Raw genomic sequence first — 21,420 nt, 5'->3', positions numbered from 1 at the left:
CCCGCCCCCCGCTTGCCGCCGCGGCCTTGCCGGATACAACAGCGGCCGCGCCAACCACTCCGGAGCCCGGAATGTCCGCCACCGCCGCCGCGGCCGCCGCCGAGACCCTCGCCGATCTCCTCAGCGCTCGCTACGGCGCGGTGGACCCGCCGCCGCCCGGCCCGGACAACGCAGTGATCCGCACGCTGCTCCGCCACCGCTCCGTCCGGTCCTTCCTGCCCGACCGCCCGCTGCCGCCCGGCGCGCTGGAGACGCTGATCGCCGCCGCCTCCTCCGCTTCCACCTCCTCCAACCTGCAGGCGTGGAGCGTCGTCGCGGTCGAGGAGCCGGAGCGCAAGGCGCGGCTCTCGGTGCTCGCGGCGAACCAGAAGTTCATCCGCGACGCGCCGCTCTTCCTGGTCTGGATCGCCGATCTGTCGCGGCTCGAACGCCTCGGCCGGGCGTGGGGGAAGGAGATGGAGGGCCTGCCCTATCTCGAGTCCTTCGTCCTCGCGCTGGTGGACGCGGCGCTGGCGGCGCAGAACGCGGTGGTCGCGGCGGAATCGCTCGGCCTCGGCTGCGTCTATGTCGGCGCGATCCGCAACCGGCCGGCCGAGGTGGCGGCGGAGCTCAGGCTGCCGCCGAACGCGATGGCGGCGTTCGGTCTCGCGGTCGGCTGGCCCGACCCTCTGGTGCGGACGGAGATCAAGCCGCGCCTGCCGCAGCGCGTCGTGCTGCACCGCGAGACCTACGGCGCCCCGGCGGAATCCGAGGACATCGCGCGCTACGACGCCGCGCTGGCCGAATTCTCGCGCCGCAATGGCCTTGGCGACTCCGCCTGGACGCCGCGGGTGCTCGAGCGCATCGGCACGCTGGCGGGGCTCGCCGGCCGCCACCGGCTGCGCGAGGTGCTGATCGCCATGGGCTTCGGCCTGCGCTAGGGCCGAGCGCGGACGGCCCCGGACCGCAGCCACGAGAGAGGGAGGCAACGCCGCCATGCGCCAGACCGCCATCCGCCCGGTGCGGAGCGTCGCCGTGATCGGCGCCGGCACCATCGGCGCGAGCTGGGCCGCGTGCTTCCTCGCGCACGGTCTCGAGGTGGTGGCCTACGACCCCGCGCCCGGCGCGCCGGAGCTGATGCGCCGCATGGTCGCGCAGGCCTGGCCGGTGCTGGAGCGGCTCGGCGCCGTCGCCCCCGGCGCCGATCCCGGGCGCTGGCGCTTCGAGGCCGACCCGGCCCGCGCCGCGGAAGGCGCAGACTTCGTCCAGGAGAGCGCGCCGGAGCGCTACGAGGCGAAGCAGCCGCTGCTGCGCGCGGTCGCCGCGGTGCTGCCGGCGGATGTGGTGATCGCCTCCTCCACCTCCGGCCTGCTGGCGAGCCGCCTCGCCGAGGGCTGCACGCATCCGGAGCGGGTGCTGATCGGCCATCCCTTCAACCCGCCGCACCTGATCCCGCTGGTCGAAGTGGTCGGCCCCCATGCGAGCCGTGCCGCGATCGAGGCGGCGCTGGCCTTCTACCGCAGCGTCGGCAAGCGCCCGATCGAGATCCGCAAGGAGGTGCCGGGCCATGTCGCGAACCGCCTGCAGGCGGCGATGTGGCGCGAGGCGGTGCACCTGGTGGCGGAGGGCGTGGCCTCGGTCGCCGACGTGGACGCGGCGGTGTCGGAGGGGCCGGGGCTGCGCTGGGCGCTGATGGGGCCGACCCTGACCTTCCACCTCGCCGGCGGCGAGGGCGGCATGGCGCACTTCCTGCGCCACCTGCTGCCGGCGATGCAGGGCTGGTGGGACACGCTCGGCCGACCGGAGATGACGCCGGAGCTGCAGAGGCGGCTCGTCGAGGGCGTGGCGGAGGAGGCGGCGGGCCGCTCCGTGACCGACCTCGCGCGCTGGCGCGACGAGGCGCTGGTGCGCCTGCTCGCGGCGCGCGAGGCGGTGTCCTAGCGCGGCGCGAGGCCCGCGGCGCCGAGCGCGGCGAAGACCAGGCCGGCGGCGCCGAGCACGAGAACGGGGCTGGCCCGCGGGTGGAGCAGCGCGAGCGTGGCGAGGACGGCGGTCGCCACCTCGGCCACGCCCGCCTCCGACGCCCGCAGCAGCGCCAGCGCTCCGGCGAAGATCAGCCCCACGGCGACCGGCGCGAGGCCGCGCTCGATCGCCGCGCGCAGCGGCGAGGCGGCATGGCGCCGCCCGAGCACGCCGACCGCGCAGACCAGCAGCGAGGAGGGCAGATAGAGCGCGAGCGCCGCCGCCACAGCGCCCGGGAACCCTGCCGCCTTCCAGCCGACCAGCGCAGCGATCAGCGAGCCGGGCCCCGGCGCACCGCGCGAGATGGCGAACAGGTCCACGAACTCCGCCTCCGTCATCCAGCCGTGCACCTCCACGGCCTGGCGCTGCATCTCGGCGAAGATGCTCGGGCCGCCGCCGAGCGAGACCAGGGAGAGCGGCGCGAAGACCAGGACGAGGGCGAGCAGCCGGTCAGGCGCCACGGCGCTCCCGCTCCTGCCGCGCCGACCGCCAGGCGAGGGCGACGCTCGGCGGGATCACCGCCAGCACCACCGGGACCATAGGCCATTTCAGCACGCCCACCGCGACGAACACGGCGGCCGCGATGCCGAACGGCCCGACCCCGCGCATCCGCCGCGCCGCGCGCACGCCCGTCGCGCAGGTGAGGCCGATGCCCGCCGCCGCCACCCCGGCGAGCGCGGTGTTCACCAGCGCCGCGCCGCCGTAGCGCCCGTACAGCAGCGCCAGGGCCAGGATCACCAGGAAGGGCGGGCCGAGCAGGCCGATCCCCGCCGCCGCCGCGCCGATCCCGCCGCGCAGGTGCAAACCGATCTGCAGCGCCAGGTTCACGCTGTTCGGCCCCGGCAGCACCTGGCCGAGCGCGAGCGCGGCGAGGAAGCGTTCCTCGCTCATCCAGCGGCGGCGCTCAACGATCTCGCGGTGCATCCAGCCGGAGAGCCCGCCGCCGAAGCTCACCATGCCCATGCGGACGAACACGGCGAGGAGCGCGGGCAGGGTCGCGGGCGAACGCAGGGCGTCGTCTGGCATGCGCCGAAGCTAGCGGAAGGCGCGCCCGCGCAAAGGGGGCCGATGGCCTCCCCCGCCCGGGCCGCTAGACTGGCGCCGCATCGCCACTGGGGAACCGCCATGGAGCACGTGAAGGTCTGGGACGACGGGCCGGTGCGGATCGTCGCGCTGAACCGGCCGGAGAAGGGCAACGCCATCACCAGGGGCATGGCGGAGGGCGTGCAGGCGGCGATGCGCGACTTCGCCGCCTCCGGGACGAGCCGCGCCATGGTGCTGACCGGGACCGGAACCCGCGCCTTCAGCTTCGGCGCCGACGTCACCGACCCGCCGGAGCTGTGGCGCGCCGTGCCCACCGTCGGCGTCGCCACCAACAAGCCGATCATCGCCGCGATCGAGGGCTGGTGCGTCGGCGGCGGCATCGTGCTGGCGATGATGTGCGATCTCGCCGTCTGCGGACGGAGCGCGAGGTTTTACTATCCGGAGGCCAAGCTCGGCATCACCGGCGGCATGATTGCCGGCCTCGTCTCGCGCATCCCGCACAAGATCGCGATGGAGATCGCGCTGCTCTGCCGCATCGTCGAAGCGGAGCGCGCCGAGCGCGTCGGCCTGGTCAACGAGGTGGTGCCGGACGGCGAGGCGCTGGCGAAGGCGATCGCCTGGGGCAAGGAGCTCGCGGCGATGGCGCCGCTCGTCCTCGGCGAGATCAAGCGCATGGTGACGGAGGAGATCCTGCCCCGCGGCCCCTCCGAGCGGATGGCGATCCACATGCAGCGCATGGGCGCGATCCGCAACTCGGAGGACTTCCGCGAGGGCGTGGCGGCGTTCAGGGAGAAGCGGCCGCCGCGCTTCCAGGGGCGCTAGCTAGCGCGCGGGCGGCGGGGCACGGCGCGCCGGCGGCGCCTCGCCGCCGGTGATGGCGTCCACCTCGGCCATCTCCTCCGCGGTGAGCGCCCACTCCGTCGCCTTGATGTTCTGCGCGACCTGCTCCGGCGTGCTGGCCCCGGCGATCACGCTCGCCACGGTCGGGCGCGCGAGCAGCCAGGAGAAGGCGAGCTCCAGCAGGCTGCGTCCGCGCCGCTCGCAGAAATCGGCGAGACGCTCGGTGATCTCCCAGTTGCGCTCGGTCAGGAACGTGTCGGCGAGGCGCTGCGTGGTGGTGAGGCGCGCCTTCTCCGGCAGCGGCCGGTTGCGGCGGTACTTGCCGGTCAGCAACCCGCTTGCGAGCGGGAAGTAGGGCAGCAGGCCGAGACCGTGCGCCTGCATGGCGGGAATCAGCTCCTTCTCCGGCGCGCGCACCAGCAGGCTGTACTCGTCCTGGCACGAGACGAAGCCGTGGCAGCCGAGGGAGCGCGCGGTCCACACCGCGTCCGCCACCTGCCAGGCGGCGAAGTTCGACACCCCGACATAGCGCACCTTGCCCTGGCGGATCAGGTCGTCGAGCGCGCGCACCGTCTCCTCGAGCGGGGTGCGCGGATCGAAGCGGTGCACCTGGTAGAGATCGATCCAGTCGGTGCCGAGGCGCCGCAGGCTCGCCTCCACCGCCGCCATGATGTAGCGGCGCGAGGCGCCCTGCTTCTCCGGGTCCCCGTCCATCTCCATGCCGAACTTGGTCGCCAGCACGATGTCCTTGCGCCGGGGGCCGAGCGCGGCGCCGAGGAATTCCTCCGAACTGCCGTGACGCACCGGGCGGCCATAGACGTCGGCGGTATCGAACAGCGTGACGCCGAGGTCGAGCGCCGCGTGCACCACCCGCCGCGTCGCCTCGGCGTCCAGCCGCGCGCCGAAGTTGTTGCAGCCGAGGCCGACCACCGACACGCGAAGACCGGACGAGCCGAGATTGCGCTGCTGCATGAGGCGACACCCTTCCTGCGGACGCCGGGGCGGAGGATAGGCGCCGCGCCGCGGGCGGCACAAGCCGCGCACCGCGCTTGACCGCGCGCCTGGACGGCGGAAAGCTCGCCGCCACGCCGGCCACCCCGACGCCGAAAGGAACCGCCGATGGCCTTCCCGCTGCCCGCCGCCGATCCCGCCGCCCTCGGCCTCGATCCGGACGCGCTGGCGCGGCTCTGCGCCCTGGTCGAGCGCCACATCGCCGAGGGCCGCCATCCCGGCGCGCAGCTCGCCGTGGCGCGGCGCGGGCAGCTCGCGCTGTTCCGGAGCTTCGGCCAGGCGCGCATCGGCGCAGAGGCGCGCGCCGCCGACGAGCGCACGCTCTGGCTGCTCTACTCCAACACCAAGGTCGTCACCGCCGCCGCGGTGTGGAAGCTGGTCGAGGAGGGCGCGCTCCGCTTCTCCGACACCGTCGCGAGCCACGTCCCCGGCTTCGAGCGGAACGGCAAGGGCGAGATCACCGTCATCCAGCTCCTCACGCACCAGGCGGGCTTCCCCTCCGCCGCGGTCACGCCCGAGGCGTGGGAGGACCACGAGCGCCTGCGCCGCGAGGTGTGCGACTTCGTCCTCGAATGGACCCCCGGCTCGCGCGTGCACTACCACCCCGCCGCCGCGCACTGGGTCGCGGCGGTGCTGATCGAGGCGATCACCGGCGAGGACTACCGCCGCGTGATCCGGGAGCGGATCGTCGCCCCGCTCGGGCTCGGCGAGGAGCTGTTCGTCGGCCTGCCGGCCGCCGAGGAGCCGCGCGCCGCCGGCATGTACGATCCCCTTCCCGGCGGCGGCTTCGCGCCGCGCATGCCGGAGAACACCTCCGCCCACCGCGCCGCGGGCATTCCGGGCGGCGGCGGCTATGCGACGGCGCGGGCGATGGCGGCCTTCTACCAGATGCTGGCGCAGGGCGGCACGCTCGGCGGCGAGCGCGTGCTGGCGCCGCGCACCCTGCAGTTCGCCATCCGCAACTTCACCGGCGAGCGGGTGGACGGCTACATGGGCATGCCGATGCATCGCGGTCTCGGCCCGCACCTGCGCGGCACGACGGAGACGATCCGCGGCCTCGGCAGCCTGGCCCACCCGCGCACCTTCGGCCACGGCGGGGTCGGCTCCTCCTACTGCTGGGCGGACCCCGAGTCCGGCGTCTCCTTCGCCTTCCTCAGCAATGCGCGGCACGAGAACGTCTTCCACGAGCCGCGCATGGACACGCTGAGCAACCTCGTCCACGTCGCGATCGTCGGGGAATGAGGCGGCGGCGCTACACCGCCCGCACCCAGCCGCCGTCCACGTCCCACAGCGCCCCCTGCACGTAGCCGGCGGCGCGCTCGCTGGCCAGGAAGGCGACGACGCGGCCGATCTCCTCCGGCACGCCGATCCGCGCCACGCCGTGCTCGGCGGCGAGGCTCGCCGCGCCCGCCGCCTCGTCGGCGCCGAGCTCGGCCGCGCGGGCGCGGATGCGGGCGGCGAGACGGTCGGTCGCGATCAGGCCGGGGTTGATGCAGTTCACCCGCACGCCGTCCCTCACGCCGCGGTCGGCCAGCGCCTTGGTGAAGTTCATCAGCGCGGCGTTGACCGAGCCGCCGATGGTGAAGTCCGCACTCGCCACGCGGCCGCCGGCGCCGGCGATGTTCACCACCGCGCCGCGCGCGGCGACGAGGTGCGGCCAGGCGGCGCGGCACATCCGCACCGCGCCGTGCAGCTTCAGCGCGTAGCCGTCCGCCCAGTCCTCGTCGGTCAGCGCAAGGAAGTCGCCGCGCTTCGTCGCGCCGGCGCAGTTCACCAGCAGGTCGAGCCGGCCGAAGCGCGCGACCGCCGCCGCCACCGCCTCCTTCGCCGCCTCCGGCTCGCGCAGATCGGCCGGATGCGTGGCCGCCTCCGCCCCGGCCGCGCGCACGGCTGACGCGGTCGCCACCAGCCCCTCGGCGGAGCGCGCGACCAGCAGGAGGCGCATCCCCTCCCCCGCCAGCACGCGCGCGGTCGCGGCGCCGATGCCGCGGCTCGCGCCGGTCACCAGCGCGACGCGGCCTTCGAGTCCGAGCTCCATGCGGCCGTCCTCAATCCATCGTGATGCCGGCGGCGCGGATCACCTCGCCGATCTTCTCGAGGTCGCGCGCGATCAGCGCGCCGAACTCCTCCGGCGTGCCGCCCACCACCTCCGCCCCCTGCTCCAGCAGCCGCGCCCGCATCGCCGGCTGGGTGACGATGCGGTTCACTTCCGCGTTCAGTCGTCGCACCGCCGCTTCCGGCATGCCGCGCGGGCCGATCAGGCCGTACCACTCGGCGATCTCGAAGCCCGGCAGCACCGTCTCCGCCACCGTCGGCACCTCGGGCAGATGCGCGGTGCGCCGCCCCGCCGTGACCGCGAGCGGCCGCAGCCGCCCGGCGCGCACGTGCGGCAGGGTGGAGGTGGCGTTGCCGAACATCGCGTCCACGTTGCCGGCGATGAGGTCGGTCAGCGCCGGCCCGCCGCCGCGGTAGGGCACGTGTTGCATCGGGATGCCGGTGCCGAGGCGGAACATCTCCCCGGAGAAGTGGGTCGAGGTCCCGGTTCCGGACGAAGCGAAGGTGGTCGGCCGCGCGCTGCGCCGCCCATGCTCGGCGAATTCCCGCACCGTGCGGATCGGCGAGGCGCTCGGTACGACCAGGATGTTGCTGACGTTCACCACCCAGACCAGGGGCGTGACGTCGCGAACCGGATGGAAGGGGTGCTGGCGCACCAGATGCGCGTTGGCGACGTGGGTGCTGATGATGAATCCGAAGGCGTGGCCGTCCGGTTCGGCGCGCACGATCGCCTCGGTGCCGATCAGGCCGGCGGCCCCGGCACGGTTCTCCACGACGACCGGCTGCCCGAGCGCCTCGGCGAGCTGGGGCGCGAGCATCCGCGCCACGATGTCCGTGGTGCCGGCGGGCGGCCAGGGAACGACGAGGCGCATCGGGCGGCTCGGGACCCACGGCGCCGGCTGCGAGAGGGCGTCGCCGACCGGCAGGGCGGCGCCGGACAGTCCGGCAAGCAAGGCACGTCGTCGCATCGCTTCCTCCCTTTCCCGCAAGCGTGGCGCCTGGGCACGCTGCTGGCAAGGCCGCCGCCCCGGATCACGCCGGCGCGGGATCGCATCCGAGGCAAGGAAAGACCCGCTCCCGCCACCGGCTGCCGCGCGCCGACGCGCCGAGCATGCCGCGCGAGAAGATCGCACCGACCGCCGCATCCGGGAGCCGGAGGACAGCGCGACTTTGCTCGGCGCGGAACGGCATTTCGTGCAGGAGGGCGGCCCGACCGCCTTCGCCGCGCTGCGCCGGCGCGGCCTCAGCCCATGCAGCCGGAGCACATCTTCGCCGCCCCCGTCCCCTACCTGCCCATCAAGGCACGCAACGTCGCCGCGATGCCGGACCCGGCCACGGCGCCATGACCGAGGCGCCGATGCGGAAGAGGGAAGGCGCGCGGCCCCTACTGCTCGGCCGAAAAAGCGAGTGCCGAGGCATCATGCCCGTCGTCGGGCCGGAGAGCGGACTGATCCAAAGAGGCATGGCGCTCGGCTGCCCGGCGGTCACACCTCCACGCAGGTTGGCGCTCGCCGCGTTCGTCTTCGGCATCGTCGTGACCGGCGCTGCGGCGGCCCATGCCGAGGGCGATGCGGACCACGGTCGAGGCCCCTGGTCCGGCGCGGCGGCGGAGTGGTGATCCTCGCCATCCTCCCCCGGCATCGGTACCGGCAAAGCGATGGAGCACGCATCGCGCATGCCTGATCGCCATCCGCGGGCTCTCGGTCGAGGGCCGGCTCACGGCCCGCAACAGGTCCGTCAAGGTTGGCGCGCCTGGGGGCATGGTGTCGCGGCACGAGAGCGCCTTTGCTTTCTTCGCAGGCCGCCCCTTCGCTTCGCAGGGCACGGAGTTGAAACGTGCGCCGGTGCGCCGGCATGCGCTGCCGAGCGACCCCGACGCCTTGGTGGACTGCGAAGTGACGCGCGACCGGCCGGGATCGTGCCGATGGTCGGTCCGGGCATCAGCCTGGGGACGCCTTGCCGATGACCGGGGCGTGCCTGATCCGGCCGACGCCGCGCGGATCCAGCGTACCGCGACGCCATGCGGCGCGCTTTAGCCTTCCTGGCGTCGGTATAGGCCGCGCCGCCGGAGACGAGCGCCGCGGATCGCGTCTTCGTCGGCTCCTGCGCCGGCATCCGCATCGCGCAGTTCCGCCGTGCCGCCGCCGTGAGCGCGGACGCAAGGCCGCGGTCGGCGTACGTGCCTCCTGGGTCAAGCCCGACTCCGCGCAGTGAAGCGCACGGCCAGGGCATACCGATTCGATGCCGTGTCCCGCGCCGCGGGCTTCGCGTCACCCGCTTCGCGCCACGCGAAGCCGCCGGCGCCCGTCACGCCTCCTGATGCGAGTAGAGCGTCCGGCCAGCGACCGGCATGTCGGCGGCGAGCACGACCCCCGTGTCGGAGACGGTGATGAACAGCGTGCGTCCCTCCGGCCCGCCGTAGCAGACATTCGTCGTCCACAGCCCGCGCGGCGAGCGCAGCCGCGCCAGCGGCTCGCCGAGGCGCGAGAACAGCCAGACCGTGCCGAGCCCGACATGGGCGATCGCCAGGTTGTCCTCGGCGTCCATCGCCATGCCGTCCGGCCCGCCGAGGCTGCCCGAGAGCTGGAGAAAGACGCCGACGCGTCCGACGCCGCCGTCCGCCTCCAGCGGCACGCGCCAGATCTGGTTGGCGCGGGTGACGCAGACGTAGAGCGTGCGCTCGTCGCCGGTCAGCGCCAGGCCGTTCGGGCTCGGGACGTTGTCGAGCAGGCATTCGAGGCGCCCGTCGGCGGCACGCAGGCGGAAGACGCGGCCCGTGGGGTCGCGCAGCGAGCTCTGCCCCTGGTCGGTGAAGTAGAGGTCGCCGTTGCGCGCGAAGGTGAGGTCGTTGAGGCCCTTGAACCCCTCGCGCCGCACCCGCGTCAGCACCGCATCCAGCCTGCCGCTGCGCGGGTCGAAAACCAGCAGGCCGCGCTTGTGGTCGGCGATGAAGACGCGGCCGTCGCGATGCAGGGCGAGGCCGTTGGGCTCGCCGTCGTATTCGAGCGCGACCGTCCAGCGCCCGTCCGGCGCGACGCGGAACAGGCGGCCGAAGGGAATGTCGGCGAGCCAGAGATGGCCCTCGCGGTCGAAGGCGGGGCCTTCGAGGAAGGAGTCGCCCGGCGCCCGGTTGTGGAAGAACTCGGCCGCCCGCCCCTTCAGGCGCAGCTCCGGCGGCACTTCCGTGTGGACCCGGGTCGCGATCTCGGGCGGGGCGGCGAACATGCGGCGCGGCTCTCCTATTCGATGGTGATGTGCGCCTCGCGCACCAGCCGGCCCAGCGCCTCGCGCCTCTCGGCCACGAAGCGCGCGGCCTCCTCCGGGGAGCTGCCGACGGTGACGGCGCCGATCTGGGCGAAGCGGTCCCGGACGTGGGGCTGGGCGAGGGCGTGGCGCACCGCCTGGTGCAGCCGCGCGAGCACGGCCGGAGGCGTGCCGGCCGGCGAGGTCAGGACGTTCCACTCGTCCATGTCCGCCATCGGGAAGCCGAGTTCCGCCATCGTGGCGATCCCCGGCAGCGAGGCGACGCGCTCGCGCGAGGCGATGGCGAGGCCCTTCAGCCGCCCGTCGCGCACGAGCTGGCTGCCCACCGAGACGGTGGCGAAGGCGAAGACGATGTTGCCGGCGAGCAGGTCCGGCAGCACCGCCGAGCCGCCGCGATAGGGCACGTGCGTCATGTCGAGCCCCGCGGCGCGGGTGAACAGCACGCCGGCGAGATGCGAGCCGGTGGCATTGCCGGAGGAGCCCCAGGAGAGCCGTCCGGGCCGCGCCTTCGCCCAGGCGACGAACTCCGCCAGGATGCCCGCGGGAACGCTCGGCGGCACCACCAGGATCTGGCGCAGCACCGTCACCAGGCTGACCGGCGCGAAGGCGACGGCGTAGTCGAAGCGGAGCCCGCGCAGCAGGTGCGGGTTCACCACATGGCCGAGCGAATCGACCAGCAGGGTGTGCCCGTCCGGCGGCTGTTCCGCCACATGGCCGGCGCCGATCGCCCCGCCCGCGCCGGGGCGGTTCTCGACCACGATCGGCTGGCCGAGGAACTCGCTCATCGGCGGGCCGATCAGCCGTGCCGTGGTGTCCGTCCCGCCGCCCGGCGGATAGGGCGAGACGAGGCGGATCGGCCGGCTCGGGAAGCCACCAGCCGGCTGCGCCGCCGGCGGCCGCGGGCCGAGCGCGGCCGCACCCAGCCCGGCGGCGAAGGCGCGGCGGCGCGTCACGTGCGCGCCCCGCCGCGCCGGCGCCAGGCGCTCATCTGGTCGGCCGAGGCGTGCACGTGCACCACCACCGGCCGGTCCTTGACCGCGAAGGCGCGGGCGATGCCCGCCTCGACCTCCGATTCGCTGCGGATGGCGATACCCTCGGCACCGAAGCTGCGCGCCCAGTCGGCGAAGTCCGGGTTCCTCAGGCTGGTCGCCGAGGCGTAGGGGCGGTTCGGGTAGCGCACCTCGTGGTGCATGCCGATCGTGCCGTACATCCGGTTGTCGGAGACGATGATGATCGGCGCCGTTTCGTAGAGGCGGGCGGTGGCGATCTCGTTGCCGGTCATCAGCATCCCGCCGTCGCCGACGAAGGCCACCGCCTGCTTGCCCGGCCGGCGCAAGGTCGCCGCCACCGCCATCGGCACGCCCGCGCCCATCGCGCCGACGACGGAGGCGAGGAACTGCTGCCCCGGACGGAAGCGCAGGTAGCGGTGGAGGAAGCTCGAGAAGTTGCCGGCGTCCGAGGTGATCGCCGCGTCCGGGGCGAGGTGCCTGTTCACCTCGCACACCACGGCGGCGAAGTTCACGCCGTCGCGAGTCTCCGCCCAGCGCGGCTCCATCAGGCGGCGATGGATCGCGTGGAGCCCGGCAACCCAGGCGCGCCGCACCTCGCTCACCGGCGGCGCCGGGCGGGCAAGCAGCGCGCGGATCACCGCATGCGGGCTCGCCGCGATGCCGAGATCGGGGCGCCAGACGCGCCCGACCTCGTTCGCGTCCGGCCAGACGTGCACGAGCGGAAGCTGCGGGTCGGGCGCGGTCGGGAAGGTGTAGCTCTGGCTGACGGAATCGGTGAGGCGCTCGCCGAGCGCGACCAGCAGGTCGGCGCGCTTCATCTCGTCGAGCAGATCCTTGGGCACGCGGATGCCCATGTAGCCGCCGTAGTTCGGATGGTGGCTGTCGAACAGGTGCGGGCGCCGGTGCGTCGGGCAGACCGGCAGGCCCCAGGCCTCGGCCAGCTTCGCCAGGTCGGCCGCGGCCGCCTCGCCCTCCGCCGCCAGCGCGCCCCCCGCCAGCACCAGCGGCCGCTCGGCGCGCGCGACCATCGCCGCGAGCCGGTCGATATCCTCCGGCGTGGCGCCGGAGGTCACGCGCGGGCGCGGCTTCGCCAGCGGGGCGTCGGTCTGCTCGTCGAACAGGTCCTCGGGCAGGATCACCGCGACCGGGCCCTGCGTGCCGCTCTCGGCGAGGTGGAAGGCGCGGGCGACCGCCTCGCTCGCCTGCTCCGGCTCGTTGACCTCGATCACCGCCTTGGTGACGTCGCAGAGCAGGCGGCCGTAGTGCTGCTCCTGCAGCGCCAGCCGGCCGAAATCCTTCCGCTCCACCTGGCCGATCAGCGCCACCATCGGGGTCGCGTCGTGGTAGGCGGTGTGGAAGGCGACCATCGCGTTCGAGAGGCCGGGCCCGCGCGAGACCAGAAGCACCCCGGCGCGGCCGCCGTTCATGCGTCCGTCGGCCACCGCCATGAAGCCGGCGCCGCCCTCGTGGCGGCAGACGATCAGGCGAATGCTCTCCACGTCGCTCAGCGCGTCGGTCAGGCCGAGATAGCTCTCGCCCGGGACGCAGAAGATCGTGTCAACGCCATGCGCCTCCAGGCTCTCGGCCAGCAGGCGGCCCACGGTGCGGCTCATCGTCTCTCTTCCCCTGCGTTTGATCGGCGGTCACTCGACGCGGATCCCGGCCTCGGCCACCACGCGCTGCCAGCGCGGCACCTCCTCGGCGGCGCGGGCGGCGAGCGTTTCGGGCGGGGCCATCAGCGGCGGCGCGCCAAGGGCGAGGAAGCGGTCGCGCACCGCCGGCACCTCGCGCATCGCGGCGAGCTCGGCCGAGATCCGCGCGAGGATCGGCCGCGGCAGGCCGGGCGGCGCCCAGATCGCGAACCAGAGCGGCACGGCGTAGCCCGGCACCGTCTCGCCGATGGTCGGCACCTCGGGCAGCGCTGCCGCGCGCTCCGCCGTGGTGACGGCGAGCAGCCGCACGCGCCGCTCGCGGTAATGGCCGAGCGCCTCGACGATCCCGGCGAAGGCGAGGTTCACCTCGCCCGAGATCACCGCGGTGACCGACTGCGCCGTGCTGCGGTAGGGCACGTGCACCGTCTCGATCCCGGCCAGCGCGTTGAGCAGGGCCAGCGCGAGGTGGTTGGCGCTGCCCACCCCAGCGGTGGCGACGCTGACGCGCCCGGGCGCCGCGCGCGCGGTCGCGATCGCCTCCGCGAGGCTGCCGAATCCCGGCGCCTCCGGCCGCGCCACCACGGTCATCGGCACGTCGGCGACGAGGGCGACCGGGGTGAGGTCGCGGCGCGGGTCGATCGCCTGGCGCGGGTTGAGGGCCGGCGCGATGGCGACGGCGGAGCTGTGGAACAGGAAGGTGTACCCGTCCGGCGCCGCCTGCGAGGCGATCAGCGCCCCGGTGCTGCCGCCGGCGCCTGGGCGGTTCTCGACGACGAAGGGCTGGCCGAGCCGCTCGCGCAGCCGCTCGGCCACGATGCGCGCCATCACGTCGTTCGGGCCGCCGGCGCCGAAGGGGACGATGATGCGCACGGCCCGCGCCGGCCAGTCGCCGCCCTGCGGGACCTGCGCCCGCGCCGGCAGGGCCGCCGCGGCGCCCGTCGCGAGCAGCAGGCGGCGCGGCGTCGGGAGCGCGCTCATTCGGCGCGGATCCCGGCCTCGGCGACGACGCGGCGCCATTTCGGCACGTCCTCGGCAAGCCGCGCCGCCAGCGCCTCCGGCCCGAGGAACAGCGGCTCGGTGCCGACCGCGTGGAACCGCTCGCGGATCAGCGGCAGGTCGCGAAGGGACTGCAGCGCCCGCACGAAACGCGCGACGATCGCCGGGCCGAGCGCGCGCGGCCCCGCCATCGCGTACCAGTTCGGCGCGTGGTAGCCCGGCACCAGCTCCGCCGCCGCCGGCACGTCGGGAAGCTGGGCGATGCGCCGCGGCGTCGTCACCGCGAGGATGCGGGCACGGCCGTCGCGCCAGTGCGGCATCACCTCGACGGTGCTGGCGAAGACCAGGTCCACGTCGCCGGCATAGAGGGCGTTCATCGCCACCGCGGCGCCGCGATAGGGCACGTGCAGCAGGTCGAGCCGCGCGCTGGTGGCGAACAGCGCGCCGGCGAGGTGGTTGCTCGATCCGACGCCGCTCGAGCCGTAGGTGACGCGTCCCGGCCGGGCGCGCGCCTCGGCCAGGAGGTCGGCAAGGCCGCGGAATCGCGAATCGGCGCGCACCGCGATCGCCGTCGGAACCTCGGTGACCAGGCTCACCGGCGTGAGGTCGGCGATCGGGTCGAAGCCCTGGTTCGGGTGGATCGCCGGGTTGATCGCGAGCGAGGAGGAGGTGAGCAGGAAGGTGTAGCCGTCCGGCGGGGACTGGGCCACCGAGCGCGCGCCCAGGCTGCCGCCCGCGCCCGGCCGCGTCTCGACGATGAAGGGCTGGCCGAGCCGCTCGCGCAGCGGCTCCGCGATCAGGCGCCCGGTGGTGTCGATCGGCCCTCCGGGCGCGAAGGGGATGACGAGGCGCACCGGGCGCGTCGGCCACGCCTCCTCAGCGCGCGCGGCGCGCGAGGCAGGCGGCGCGAGGGCGCCCAGGCCGAGCGCGGCGCCGAGGAGCGCGGTGCGGCGGGAGGGCATGGCGGGCCTCAGTCGCGATAGGAGGGATCGGTGGCGTCGAGCTTGCGCAGCAGCGCCGGCCACTCGAGCAGCCCGTAGCGGCGCGAGTTCGGCGGGTCGTACATGGCGCAGGACTTCGCCACCACCTCGTCCGAGGGCATGTTCAGCGGCGTGTTGCAGGCCATGGCCGCGAGCTGGGCCTGACAGGCGCGTTCCAGCCCCCACATGGCGATGAAGGCCTCCGGCACGCTCTCGCCCACCGTCAGGAGGCCGTGGTTGCGCAGGATGCAGTAGTTGTGCTTGCCGAGCGAGCGCGCCAGCGCCTCGCGCTCGGAGGGGTCGCGCTCGGGGCCGCGGAAGTCGTGATAGGCGATGCGGCCGTAGAACCGCGTCGCCGTCTGGGTCAGCGGCAGCAGGCCGCACTGCAGCGCGGAGACCGCCATCCCCGCGACCGTGTGGGTGTGCATCGCCGCCATCACGTCGGGCCGCGCGCGGTAGATCGCGCTGTGGATGGTGAAGCCCGCCGGGTGCAGGCCATAGGGCAGGTCCGGCTTGTAGAGGATCTCGCCCTCGAGCGAGACCTTGAGCAGCGAGGAGGCGGTGATCTCGCTGAACAGCATGCCGTTCGGGTTGATCAGGAAGTGGCCGGGGCTGTCGGGCACGCGCGCCGTGATGTGCGTGTAGATCATGTCCGACATGCCGTAGAGGTCGCACAGCCGGTAGCAGGCGGCGAGATCCACGCGCGCCTGCCACTCCGCGTCGCTCACCGAGGCGCGGATCGGGGCAATGGCGAGACGTCCGGTCAGGGTCATGGCGCAGCTTCCTCCCGTCCGGCCGCAGTCGGTCGCCTGGCGGTTCGCGCGGCGGCCGGACTTCGCCGCACGATCCGCCTTCCCGGGGCGAAGGGCAAGACGGGGCGCGCGGGAGGTGACGGCGGCGACGCCGTCGCTATGGTGACGCGCGGAGGACCCTTGTTCGAGGAGGCCGGGGCGGCATGAGCGACGACGGGCTGGAGGATCTCGCCGGCTGGATCGGCCGGGCGCGCGAGGTGGAGGACGAGCTGACCGCCCCGGCCATGCGCCGCCTCGCCGCGCTGCTCGACCGCGAGGCCGTCCCGCTCGCGCGCGGCGAGGCGGTGCTGCCGCACTGGATCGCCGTGCTGTTCGACGATGCCGCGCCGCAGAGCCGCCTCGGCCCGGACGGGGCCGCGCTCAAGGGCGAGTTCCTGCCGCCCGTTCCCCTGCCGCGGCGCATGCTCGCCGGCCGGCGCATCCGCTACGCCGCGCCGCCGCGGATCGGGGACGCGCTGGTGCGGCGCTCGGAGATCGCGGCGATCACGCCCAAGCAGGGGCGCAGCGGCCGGCTCGTCTTCGTCACCGTGCGCCACACCATCCGCGGCCCCGCCGGCGTGGTCGCGGTGGAGGAGCAGGACATCGTCTATCGCGAGGCGGCGACCGCCTCCGGCGGCCGGCCCGCCGGACCGGGCGGCGACCGCGCCGAGCCCTGGCCCGCCGCCGCCTGGCAGGAGGAGTTCCGCACCGACCCGGTGCTGCTGTTCCGCTACTCCGCCCTCGGCTTCAACGGCCACCGCATCCACTACGACCTCGCCTATGCGCGCGAGATCGAGGGCTACCCAGGCCTCGTCGTCAACGGCGGCCTCAGCACGCTGATGCTGATCGAGGCCGGGCTGCGCCGCGCCGGCGCGGCGATGCTGCGGCGCTACGCCGCGCGCACCCTGCGCCCGCTGATCTGCGGCCGGCCGGCGCGCCTCCTCGGCACCGCGCCGGACGCGCACGGCGCTGCCCTGCTCTGGGTCGAGGACGAGTCCGGCGCGCCGGCGCTGCGGCTCGAGGTGGAGTACGCGGCATGAGCGGACCGCTCGCGGGCGTGCGCGTGCTCGACCTCTCCTCGGTCGTGGTCGGCCCGGTCTGCACCGGCGTCCTCGCCGAGCACGGCGCCGAGGTGGTCAAGCTGGAGAGCCCGCCGGAGGGCGACCTGCTGCGCCGCCTCGGCGGCAAGGGCCGCAGCCCGGGGATGTCCGGCAAATTCCTCAACTTCAACCGCGGCAAGCGCTCGCTCTGCATCGACCTCAAGCACCCGCTCGGCGCCGCCGCGCTGCGGCGGCTGGCGGCGACCGCGGACGTGTTCGTGACCAACGTCCGGCCGGAGGCGCAGCGGCGCCTCGGCGTGGACGCGGCGACGCTCGCGGAGGCGGCACCGCGGCTGATCCACTGCGCGATCGTCGGCTTCGGCACCCGCGGGCCCTATGCCGGGCGCCCGGCCTACGACACGGTGATCCAGGGCGTCTCCGGCGTCGCCGCCTGCTTCGAGGCCTCGACCGGCGCGCCGCGCTACGTGCCGATGCTGATCGCCGACCATACGGTCGGGCTGATCGCCGCGCAGCTCATCGGCTTCGCGCTCTACCGACGCGAGAGGACCGGGCGCGGCGAGGCGATCGAGGTGCCGATGTTCGAGAACATGGCGGCCTACGTGCTGATGGAGCACCTCGGCGCCATGTCCTTCCGTCCGGCGATCGGCCCGTTCGGCGACCACCGCGTGCTGAGCCCGGAGGCGCGGCCTCTGCCGACGGCCGACGGCTACATCTGCCTCTCCGCCAACACCGACGCACAGGCGCACGCCTTCTTCGACGCGATCGGCCGGCCGGAGCTCAAGACCGACCCGCGCTTCGCCACCGTCGCGGCGCGCACCGCGCACACGGAGGAATACTTCGCGCTGCGCGCCGAGGCGCTGAAGGGCCGCACCACCGCCGAGTGGCTCGCGATCTTCGACCGGCTCGACGTGCCGGCGATGCCCTACAACACGATCGAATCCCTGCTGCGCGACCCGCATCTGCGCGCCGTCGGCCTGATCCGCGAGGAGGAGCACCCGACCGAGGGACCGACCTACGCGATCGGCGCGGCGAACCGCCTCTCCGGCGGCGAGGCGCCGCCCGCCCGCCCGGCGCCGCGGCTCGGCGCCGACGGCGCGGCGGTGCTGCGCGAGTCGGGCTTCGCCGAAACGGAAATCGCCGCGCTGCGCGAGGCGGGGGCGCTGTTCGACGATCCGGCCTGATCGCCCCGGCGGAAGGATCGGGCTTGCCACCCCGCCCGGCGACGGCACACTGCGACGAACCGGAGGGGAGGAAACGGGATGACCCGTCGCGGACTGCTGCTCTCCGGCGCCGCCCTCGCGGCCGCGCCGGCCCTTGCGCCACGCATCGTCCACGCCCAGGAATGGCCGAGCCGGCCGATCCGCCTCGTCGTGCCCTTCCCGCCCGGTGGGCCCAACGACATCATCGCCCGCCTCTACGGGCCGCGGCTCTCCGCGCTGCTCGGCCAGCCGGTGGTGATCGAGAACCGCGCCGGGGCGGGCGGGGTGGTCGGCACCGACGCGGTCGTGCGCTCGCCGCCGGACGGCTACACCCTCGTGATCACCAATGGCGGCTCGCTGGTGATCAGCCCCCACGTCAGCAGCAACGTGCCGTACAAGGTGCCCGGCGACTTCACGCTGATCAGCGTCGTCACCTGGGTCCCCGAGGCGCTGGTCGCGAACCCCCGCCTCGGCGTGAAGACGCTGCCGGAGCTGGTCGCCCTGGCGCGGCGCCAGCCCGGCCGGCTCAACATCGGCACCGCCGGCGCGGCCGGGCTGTCGCACCTCGCGGCCGAGCTGTTCAAGGTGCAGACCGGCGCGGACGTGGTGGTGGTGCCCTATCGCGGCGCTGCTCCGGCGGTGACCGATCTGCTCTCGGGCCAGATCCAGCTCCTGTTCGCGGACCTGCCGGTGCTGATGCCGCATATCCGCGGCGGCACCCTCGCCGCGCTGGCGATGGCGAGCCGGCGGCGCAGCGCCGCCCTGCCGGATCTGCCGACAACCGGAGAGTTCGGCTATCCGGATCTGCTCGCCGAGAACTGGTACTGCCTGGTCGGCCCGGCGGGCCTGCCGCCGGCCATCCTGGCGCGCCTGTCCGAGGCGGTGCGCAGGGCCGCGGAGACTCCCGAGGTCCGCGACGGCCTGGCCGCACAGGGCGCGGAGGCGGCCTGGACCTCGCCCGCGGAATTCGCCGCTATCGTCCAGCGCGAATCCGAGAAGTGGAAGCGCATCGCGGACGCGGCGGGGGTCCGGACCGACTGACCTTCGCGGGTCCGTCTCGCCCGCCGGGGATCGACGCGCGCGGAAGATGCCGCGGCGCGAGGGGGGTCTACCGGGTCGCGCGGACAGGACGGGCCTCCCTTCTGCCAGGGGGCACGGCACAGAGGCGCACCCCGCGGCGAGAGGATCCGCCGGCGTCCGGTCGCGCGAGCGGCTCGGGCGGTAACCGGGGGCGCCGCGTGCCGCCCCTGATCGCGCGCGGGATCAGCCCCGGCGCGCGCGCAGACGCGCCGTCTCCGCCTGGTCCACGCTGCCGTCGGCGGCGAGCGCGACGCCGTAGTCGCTGCGCGCCTCCTCCGACCCGAGATAGCCGTAGCGTACGTCGCGCGCCACCAGCGCGGGATCGCGGGCGAAGGGATCGCCGAAGCCGCCGCCGCCCGGCATCTCCACCACCAGGCGGTCGCCTTTCGGCACCACCTGGAAGCCCTTGCTGCGCAGCACCGCGCCGGAGCGCAGGCCGAGGCGTCCGGGCTTTCCCGGCAGGCCGCCCTCGCGCCCGCGCGTCGGAAACCGCACGCGCTCGAAGCGGGCGAAGATGCCGAAGGGCGCGTCCTCGCGGCTGCCGATCTCCATGATCTGGCCGAGGCCGCCGCGCTGCCGCCCCGGCCCGCCCGAGCCCGGCCGCAGCGATTTCCGCCAGACGACGAACGGCATGATCGCCTCCGTCACCTCCACCGGCACGTTGCGCACGCCGCTCGGGAACGGCGTCGCCGAGAGCCCGTCCTGCCGCGGCCGCGCCCCCGCCCCGCCCGAGTGGAAGGTGGTGACGTTGAAGGGCGTCCACGCGGCGCCGCCGGCGCCGGTCAGGCCATGGCCGGCGGCGAGGCCGAGGTTCCACAGGTTCGAGGTGCCCTCGGCCGGCACCGTCTCCGGCAACGCCTGGTGCAGGCAGCCATAGACCACGTCCGGCAGCATGTGGCCGATGATCGGGCGCGAGAATACCGCCGCCGGATGCGGCGCGTTGACGATGCTGCCCGGCGGCGCCGTCACCGTGATCGCGTCCAGCGTGCCGCCGTTGTTCGGCACGAAGGGCGCCACGACGCATTCGACGCCGAAGGCGGTGCAGGCCTCCGTGTAGCAGAGCGGGCAGTCGATGGCGTAGGGGGAGACGCCGGAGGTGCCGGCGTAGTCCACGTGGATGCTGTCCTCGCCGATGGTGAGCGTCGCCGCGAGCTCCACCGGCGCCTCCATCCCGTCTATGGTCATGGAGGCGCTCCAGCCCCCCTTCGGCAGCCGGCCGATCGCCTCCGCCATGGCGCGGCGGCTGCGCCCGACGATCTCCGTGCCGAGGCCGTCGAGATCCTCGAGGCCGTACTCCTCCATCATCGCCAGCAGGCGGGCGCCGCCGCGGTCGTTGCAGGCCGCAAGCGCGTAGATGTCGCCCACTACCTGCACCGGCTCGCGCACGTTCGCCCGCACGATGCGCAGCAGGTCCTCGTTCATCCGGCCCTCGCGCGAGAGGTGCATGAGGGGAATGGAGAGGCCCTCGTGGAAGACCTGCCGCCCCTCCGGCGTCTGGCCGATGCCGCCGATGTCCACCACGTGCGTCGTGCAGGCGAACAGCGCCACCGCGCGCCCGCCGCGGAAGGTCGGCGTCACCACCGTCAGGTCGAAGAGGTGGCCGGTGCCCTTCCACGGGTCGTTGGTGATCAGCACGTCGCCAGGCCGGAGCGTGGCGAGGGGAAACTCGGCCAGGAAGTGCGCCACCGAGCGCGCCATGGAATTGACGTGGCCGGGCGTGCCGGTGACCGCCTGCGCCAGCATCCGCCCCTCGGTGTCGAACACCCCGGCCGAGATGTCGCCGGCCTCGCGCGCGGCCGTGCTGAAGGCGGTGCGGACCGGCGTCTGCGCCTGTTCCTCCAACACGGAGAGCAGACGGTTCCACAGCACCTGGATCGCGATCTCGCCGAGCCGCGGCCTGCTCATGCCTCCATCCTCTCGATCAGGATGTCGCCCGCGGCGTTGATCGTCGCGACGAAGCCTCCCGGTACCAGGGTCGAGGTCTCCGGCTCGGCAATCACCGCCGGCCCTGCGATGCGCATCCCCGGCCGCAGCGCGGCGCGCGCATGGATCGCGGCCTCGATCTCGGCCCCCGTCGCGGGGTCGGCGAGCCGGCGCCGGCCGAGCGGGTCCGGCGCCGGCGCGGGCGCCACCTCCGGCAGCCGGCCCGGCAGCGGCCGGTCCTCGGAGAGCGAGAGCGTCCAGGTGAGAGCCTCGATCTCCAGCCGCGGGATGATTCGCCCGTAGAGCGCCTCATAGGTGGCCTCGAACGCCGCGCGCAGCCGCGCCGCGCCGTCCGCGCCGAAGCGGTCCCGGGGGAGCGGCACCGCCATCTCGTGCCCCTGGCCGCGGTAGCGCATGAAGCGCCGCGCTGCTCCCGGAGCGGCGCGTCCGGCGCGCCGAGGCGCACCACCGCCTCCGCCCGCATCTCGTCGAACAGCGCGTTCACCGTCGCCG

At 74.4% G+C, this 21,420-nt stretch carries 21 protein-coding genes; 8 read left to right on the top strand and 13 right to left on the bottom strand.

Annotated features, from left to right (window positions below; genetic code table 11):
* Positions 1-71 precede the first annotated feature (71 nt).
* On the top strand, positions 72-920 hold the full coding sequence (locus K1J50_RS04985; RefSeq protein WP_220116336.1) for a nitroreductase family protein: 849 nt from the start codon (positions 72-74) through the stop codon (positions 918-920).
* A gap of 55 nt (positions 921-975) precedes the next feature.
* The gene (locus tag K1J50_RS04980) at positions 976-1,920 is read left to right on the top strand and encodes a 3-hydroxyacyl-CoA dehydrogenase NAD-binding domain-containing protein (RefSeq protein ID WP_220116335.1); all 945 of its coding nucleotides are present in this window, start codon (positions 976-978) and stop codon (positions 1,918-1,920) included.
* Here K1J50_RS04980 and K1J50_RS04975 read toward each other — a convergent pair.
* Together K1J50_RS04975 and K1J50_RS04970 are read right to left on the bottom strand one after the other, a co-directional pair.
* Positions 1,917-2,462, bottom strand: coding sequence for a chromate transporter (locus tag K1J50_RS04975; RefSeq protein ID WP_220116334.1), 546 nt, complete (start codon positions 2,460-2,462; stop codon positions 1,917-1,919). The two genes, K1J50_RS04980 and K1J50_RS04975, sit on opposite strands and share 4 nt — an antisense overlap.
* Positions 2,452-3,027, bottom strand: a complete 576-nt coding sequence (locus K1J50_RS04970) for a chromate transporter (RefSeq protein WP_220116333.1) — start codon at positions 3,025-3,027, stop codon at positions 2,452-2,454. Before K1J50_RS04970 ends, K1J50_RS04975 begins: the two co-directional genes overlap by 11 nt.
* A 99-nt stretch (positions 3,028-3,126) precedes the next feature.
* Here K1J50_RS04970 and K1J50_RS04965 point away from each other — a divergent pair, with 99 nt between their 5' ends.
* Positions 3,127-3,867: an enoyl-CoA hydratase/isomerase family protein gene (locus K1J50_RS04965; protein WP_220116332.1), complete on the top strand. Its 741-nt coding sequence runs from the start codon at positions 3,127-3,129 to the stop codon at positions 3,865-3,867.
* Here the strand turns inward: K1J50_RS04965 and K1J50_RS04960 are convergent, their stop codons facing one another.
* Positions 3,868-4,857, bottom strand: coding sequence for an aldo/keto reductase (locus tag K1J50_RS04960; RefSeq protein ID WP_220116331.1), 990 nt, complete (start codon positions 4,855-4,857; stop codon positions 3,868-3,870).
* A 147-nt stretch (positions 4,858-5,004) separates the two neighbouring features.
* Here K1J50_RS04960 and K1J50_RS04955 point away from each other — a divergent pair, with 147 nt between their 5' ends.
* On the top strand, positions 5,005-6,138 hold the full coding sequence (locus K1J50_RS04955; RefSeq protein WP_220116330.1) for a serine hydrolase domain-containing protein: 1,134 nt from the start codon (positions 5,005-5,007) through the stop codon (positions 6,136-6,138).
* 10 nt (positions 6,139-6,148) lie between these two features.
* On the opposite strand, the gene K1J50_RS04950 is transcribed toward K1J50_RS04955, so the two are convergent.
* The gene (locus K1J50_RS04950; RefSeq protein WP_220116329.1) at positions 6,149-6,934 is read right to left on the bottom strand and encodes an SDR family NAD(P)-dependent oxidoreductase; all 786 of its coding nucleotides are present in this window, start codon (positions 6,932-6,934) and stop codon (positions 6,149-6,151) included.
* A 10-nt stretch (positions 6,935-6,944) separates the two neighbouring features.
* A complete protein-coding gene (locus tag K1J50_RS04945) occupies positions 6,945-7,919 on the bottom strand; it encodes a Bug family tripartite tricarboxylate transporter substrate binding protein (protein ID WP_220116328.1) in 975 nt (324 codons plus the stop codon).
* Between the two features lie 452 nt (positions 7,920-8,371).
* Between K1J50_RS04945 and K1J50_RS04940 the strand changes: the two genes are divergently transcribed.
* The gene (locus tag K1J50_RS04940; protein ID WP_220116327.1) at positions 8,372-8,569 is read left to right on the top strand and encodes a hypothetical protein; all 198 of its coding nucleotides are present in this window, start codon (positions 8,372-8,374) and stop codon (positions 8,567-8,569) included.
* A gap of 689 nt (positions 8,570-9,258) precedes the next feature.
* Here the strand turns inward: K1J50_RS04940 and K1J50_RS04935 are convergent.
* From K1J50_RS04935 to K1J50_RS04910, 6 genes are read right to left on the bottom strand one after another with little or no spacing between them, the layout of a single operon-like run.
* On the bottom strand, positions 9,259-10,176 hold the full coding sequence (locus tag K1J50_RS04935) for an SMP-30/gluconolactonase/LRE family protein (protein WP_220116326.1): 918 nt from the start codon (positions 10,174-10,176) through the stop codon (positions 9,259-9,261).
* Between the two features lie 14 nt (positions 10,177-10,190).
* Positions 10,191-11,168, bottom strand: a complete 978-nt coding sequence (locus tag K1J50_RS04930; protein WP_369413523.1) for a Bug family tripartite tricarboxylate transporter substrate binding protein — start codon at positions 11,166-11,168, stop codon at positions 10,191-10,193.
* Positions 11,165-12,838, bottom strand: coding sequence for a thiamine pyrophosphate-dependent enzyme (locus K1J50_RS04925; protein ID WP_220116325.1), 1,674 nt, complete (start codon positions 12,836-12,838; stop codon positions 11,165-11,167). Before K1J50_RS04925 ends, K1J50_RS04930 begins: the two co-directional genes overlap by 4 nt.
* A gap of 30 nt (positions 12,839-12,868) precedes the next feature.
* Positions 12,869-13,855, bottom strand: a complete 987-nt coding sequence (locus tag K1J50_RS04920; RefSeq protein WP_220116324.1) for a Bug family tripartite tricarboxylate transporter substrate binding protein — start codon at positions 13,853-13,855, stop codon at positions 12,869-12,871.
* Positions 13,852-14,835, bottom strand: a complete 984-nt coding sequence (locus K1J50_RS04915) for a Bug family tripartite tricarboxylate transporter substrate binding protein (protein ID WP_220116323.1) — start codon at positions 14,833-14,835, stop codon at positions 13,852-13,854. The genes K1J50_RS04920 and K1J50_RS04915 overlap by 4 nt, the downstream gene beginning before the upstream one ends.
* An 8-nt stretch (positions 14,836-14,843) precedes the next feature.
* A complete protein-coding gene (locus K1J50_RS04910) occupies positions 14,844-15,626 on the bottom strand; it encodes a class II aldolase/adducin family protein (RefSeq protein ID WP_220116322.1) in 783 nt (260 codons plus the stop codon).
* Positions 15,627-15,808: 182 nt separating this feature from the next.
* On the opposite strand from K1J50_RS04910, the gene K1J50_RS04905 reads away from it, so the two are divergent.
* The 3 genes from K1J50_RS04905 (at position 15,809) to K1J50_RS04895 (ending at position 18,945) form a co-directional block, all read left to right on the top strand.
* Positions 15,809-16,684, top strand: coding sequence for an FAS1-like dehydratase domain-containing protein (locus K1J50_RS04905; protein WP_255574937.1), 876 nt, complete (start codon positions 15,809-15,811; stop codon positions 16,682-16,684).
* On the top strand, positions 16,681-17,886 hold the full coding sequence (locus tag K1J50_RS04900; RefSeq protein WP_220116321.1) for a CaiB/BaiF CoA transferase family protein: 1,206 nt from the start codon (positions 16,681-16,683) through the stop codon (positions 17,884-17,886). Before K1J50_RS04905 ends, K1J50_RS04900 begins: the two co-directional genes overlap by 4 nt.
* Positions 17,887-17,964: 78 nt before the next feature.
* On the top strand, positions 17,965-18,945 hold the full coding sequence (locus K1J50_RS04895) for a Bug family tripartite tricarboxylate transporter substrate binding protein (RefSeq protein ID WP_220116320.1): 981 nt from the start codon (positions 17,965-17,967) through the stop codon (positions 18,943-18,945).
* 222 nt (positions 18,946-19,167) lie between these two features.
* On the opposite strand, the gene K1J50_RS04890 is transcribed toward K1J50_RS04895, so the two are convergent.
* Both K1J50_RS04890 and K1J50_RS18970 read right to left on the bottom strand, forming a co-directional pair.
* Positions 19,168-20,889, bottom strand: coding sequence for a hydantoinase B/oxoprolinase family protein (locus K1J50_RS04890; RefSeq protein ID WP_220116319.1), 1,722 nt, complete (start codon positions 20,887-20,889; stop codon positions 19,168-19,170).
* Positions 20,886-21,323: a hydantoinase/oxoprolinase family protein gene (locus K1J50_RS18970; protein ID WP_255574936.1), complete on the bottom strand. Its 438-nt coding sequence runs from the start codon at positions 21,321-21,323 to the stop codon at positions 20,886-20,888. Before K1J50_RS18970 ends, K1J50_RS04890 begins: the two co-directional genes overlap by 4 nt.
* Positions 21,324-21,420 lie beyond the last annotated feature (97 nt).

Origin of the sequence: Caldovatus aquaticus (assembly GCF_019458025.1) — a bacterium.
Lineage (GTDB): Bacteria > Pseudomonadota > Alphaproteobacteria > Acetobacterales > Acetobacteraceae > Caldovatus > Caldovatus aquaticus.
Note: the sequence above shows the minus strand (reverse complement) of the source record. Positions and strands in the feature narration are given on the sequence as shown.

Excerpts from the sequence above, each read along its gene's own strand:
- K1J50_RS04985 (WP_220116336.1), top strand. The coding sequence starts at position 72 with ATGTCCGCCACCGCCGCCGCGGCCGCCGCCGAGACCCTCGCCGATCTC.
- K1J50_RS04980 (WP_220116335.1), top strand. The coding sequence starts at position 976 with ATGCGCCAGACCGCCATCCGCCCGGTGCGGAGCGTCGCCGTGATCGGC.
- K1J50_RS04970 (WP_220116333.1), bottom strand. The coding sequence starts at position 3,027 with ATGCCAGACGACGCCCTGCGTTCGCCCGCGACCCTGCCCGCGCTCCTC.
- K1J50_RS04965 (WP_220116332.1), top strand. The coding sequence starts at position 3,127 with ATGGAGCACGTGAAGGTCTGGGACGACGGGCCGGTGCGGATCGTCGCG.
- K1J50_RS04960 (WP_220116331.1), bottom strand. The coding sequence starts at position 4,857 with ATGCAGCAGCGCAATCTCGGCTCGTCCGGTCTTCGCGTGTCGGTGGTC.
- K1J50_RS04955 (WP_220116330.1), top strand. The coding sequence starts at position 5,005 with ATGGCCTTCCCGCTGCCCGCCGCCGATCCCGCCGCCCTCGGCCTCGAT.
- K1J50_RS04950 (WP_220116329.1), bottom strand. The coding sequence starts at position 6,934 with ATGGAGCTCGGACTCGAAGGCCGCGTCGCGCTGGTGACCGGCGCGAGC.
- K1J50_RS04945 (WP_220116328.1), bottom strand. The coding sequence starts at position 7,919 with ATGCGACGACGTGCCTTGCTTGCCGGACTGTCCGGCGCCGCCCTGCCG.
- K1J50_RS04940 (WP_220116327.1), top strand. The coding sequence starts at position 8,372 with ATGCCCGTCGTCGGGCCGGAGAGCGGACTGATCCAAAGAGGCATGGCG.
- K1J50_RS04935 (WP_220116326.1), bottom strand. The coding sequence starts at position 10,176 with ATGTTCGCCGCCCCGCCCGAGATCGCGACCCGGGTCCACACGGAAGTG.
- K1J50_RS04925 (WP_220116325.1), bottom strand. The coding sequence starts at position 12,838 with ATGAGCCGCACCGTGGGCCGCCTGCTGGCCGAGAGCCTGGAGGCGCAT.
- K1J50_RS04920 (WP_220116324.1), bottom strand. The coding sequence starts at position 13,855 with ATGAGCGCGCTCCCGACGCCGCGCCGCCTGCTGCTCGCGACGGGCGCC.
- K1J50_RS04915 (WP_220116323.1), bottom strand. The coding sequence starts at position 14,835 with ATGCCCTCCCGCCGCACCGCGCTCCTCGGCGCCGCGCTCGGCCTGGGC.
- K1J50_RS04910 (WP_220116322.1), bottom strand. The coding sequence starts at position 15,626 with ATGACCCTGACCGGACGTCTCGCCATTGCCCCGATCCGCGCCTCGGTG.
- K1J50_RS04905 (WP_255574937.1), top strand. The coding sequence starts at position 15,809 with ATGAGCGACGACGGGCTGGAGGATCTCGCCGGCTGGATCGGCCGGGCG.
- K1J50_RS04900 (WP_220116321.1), top strand. The coding sequence starts at position 16,681 with ATGAGCGGACCGCTCGCGGGCGTGCGCGTGCTCGACCTCTCCTCGGTC.
- K1J50_RS04895 (WP_220116320.1), top strand. The coding sequence starts at position 17,965 with ATGACCCGTCGCGGACTGCTGCTCTCCGGCGCCGCCCTCGCGGCCGCG.
- K1J50_RS04890 (WP_220116319.1), bottom strand. The coding sequence starts at position 20,889 with ATGAGCAGGCCGCGGCTCGGCGAGATCGCGATCCAGGTGCTGTGGAAC.
- K1J50_RS18970 (WP_255574936.1), bottom strand. The coding sequence starts at position 21,323 with ATGCGCTACCGCGGCCAGGGGCACGAGATGGCGGTGCCGCTCCCCCGG.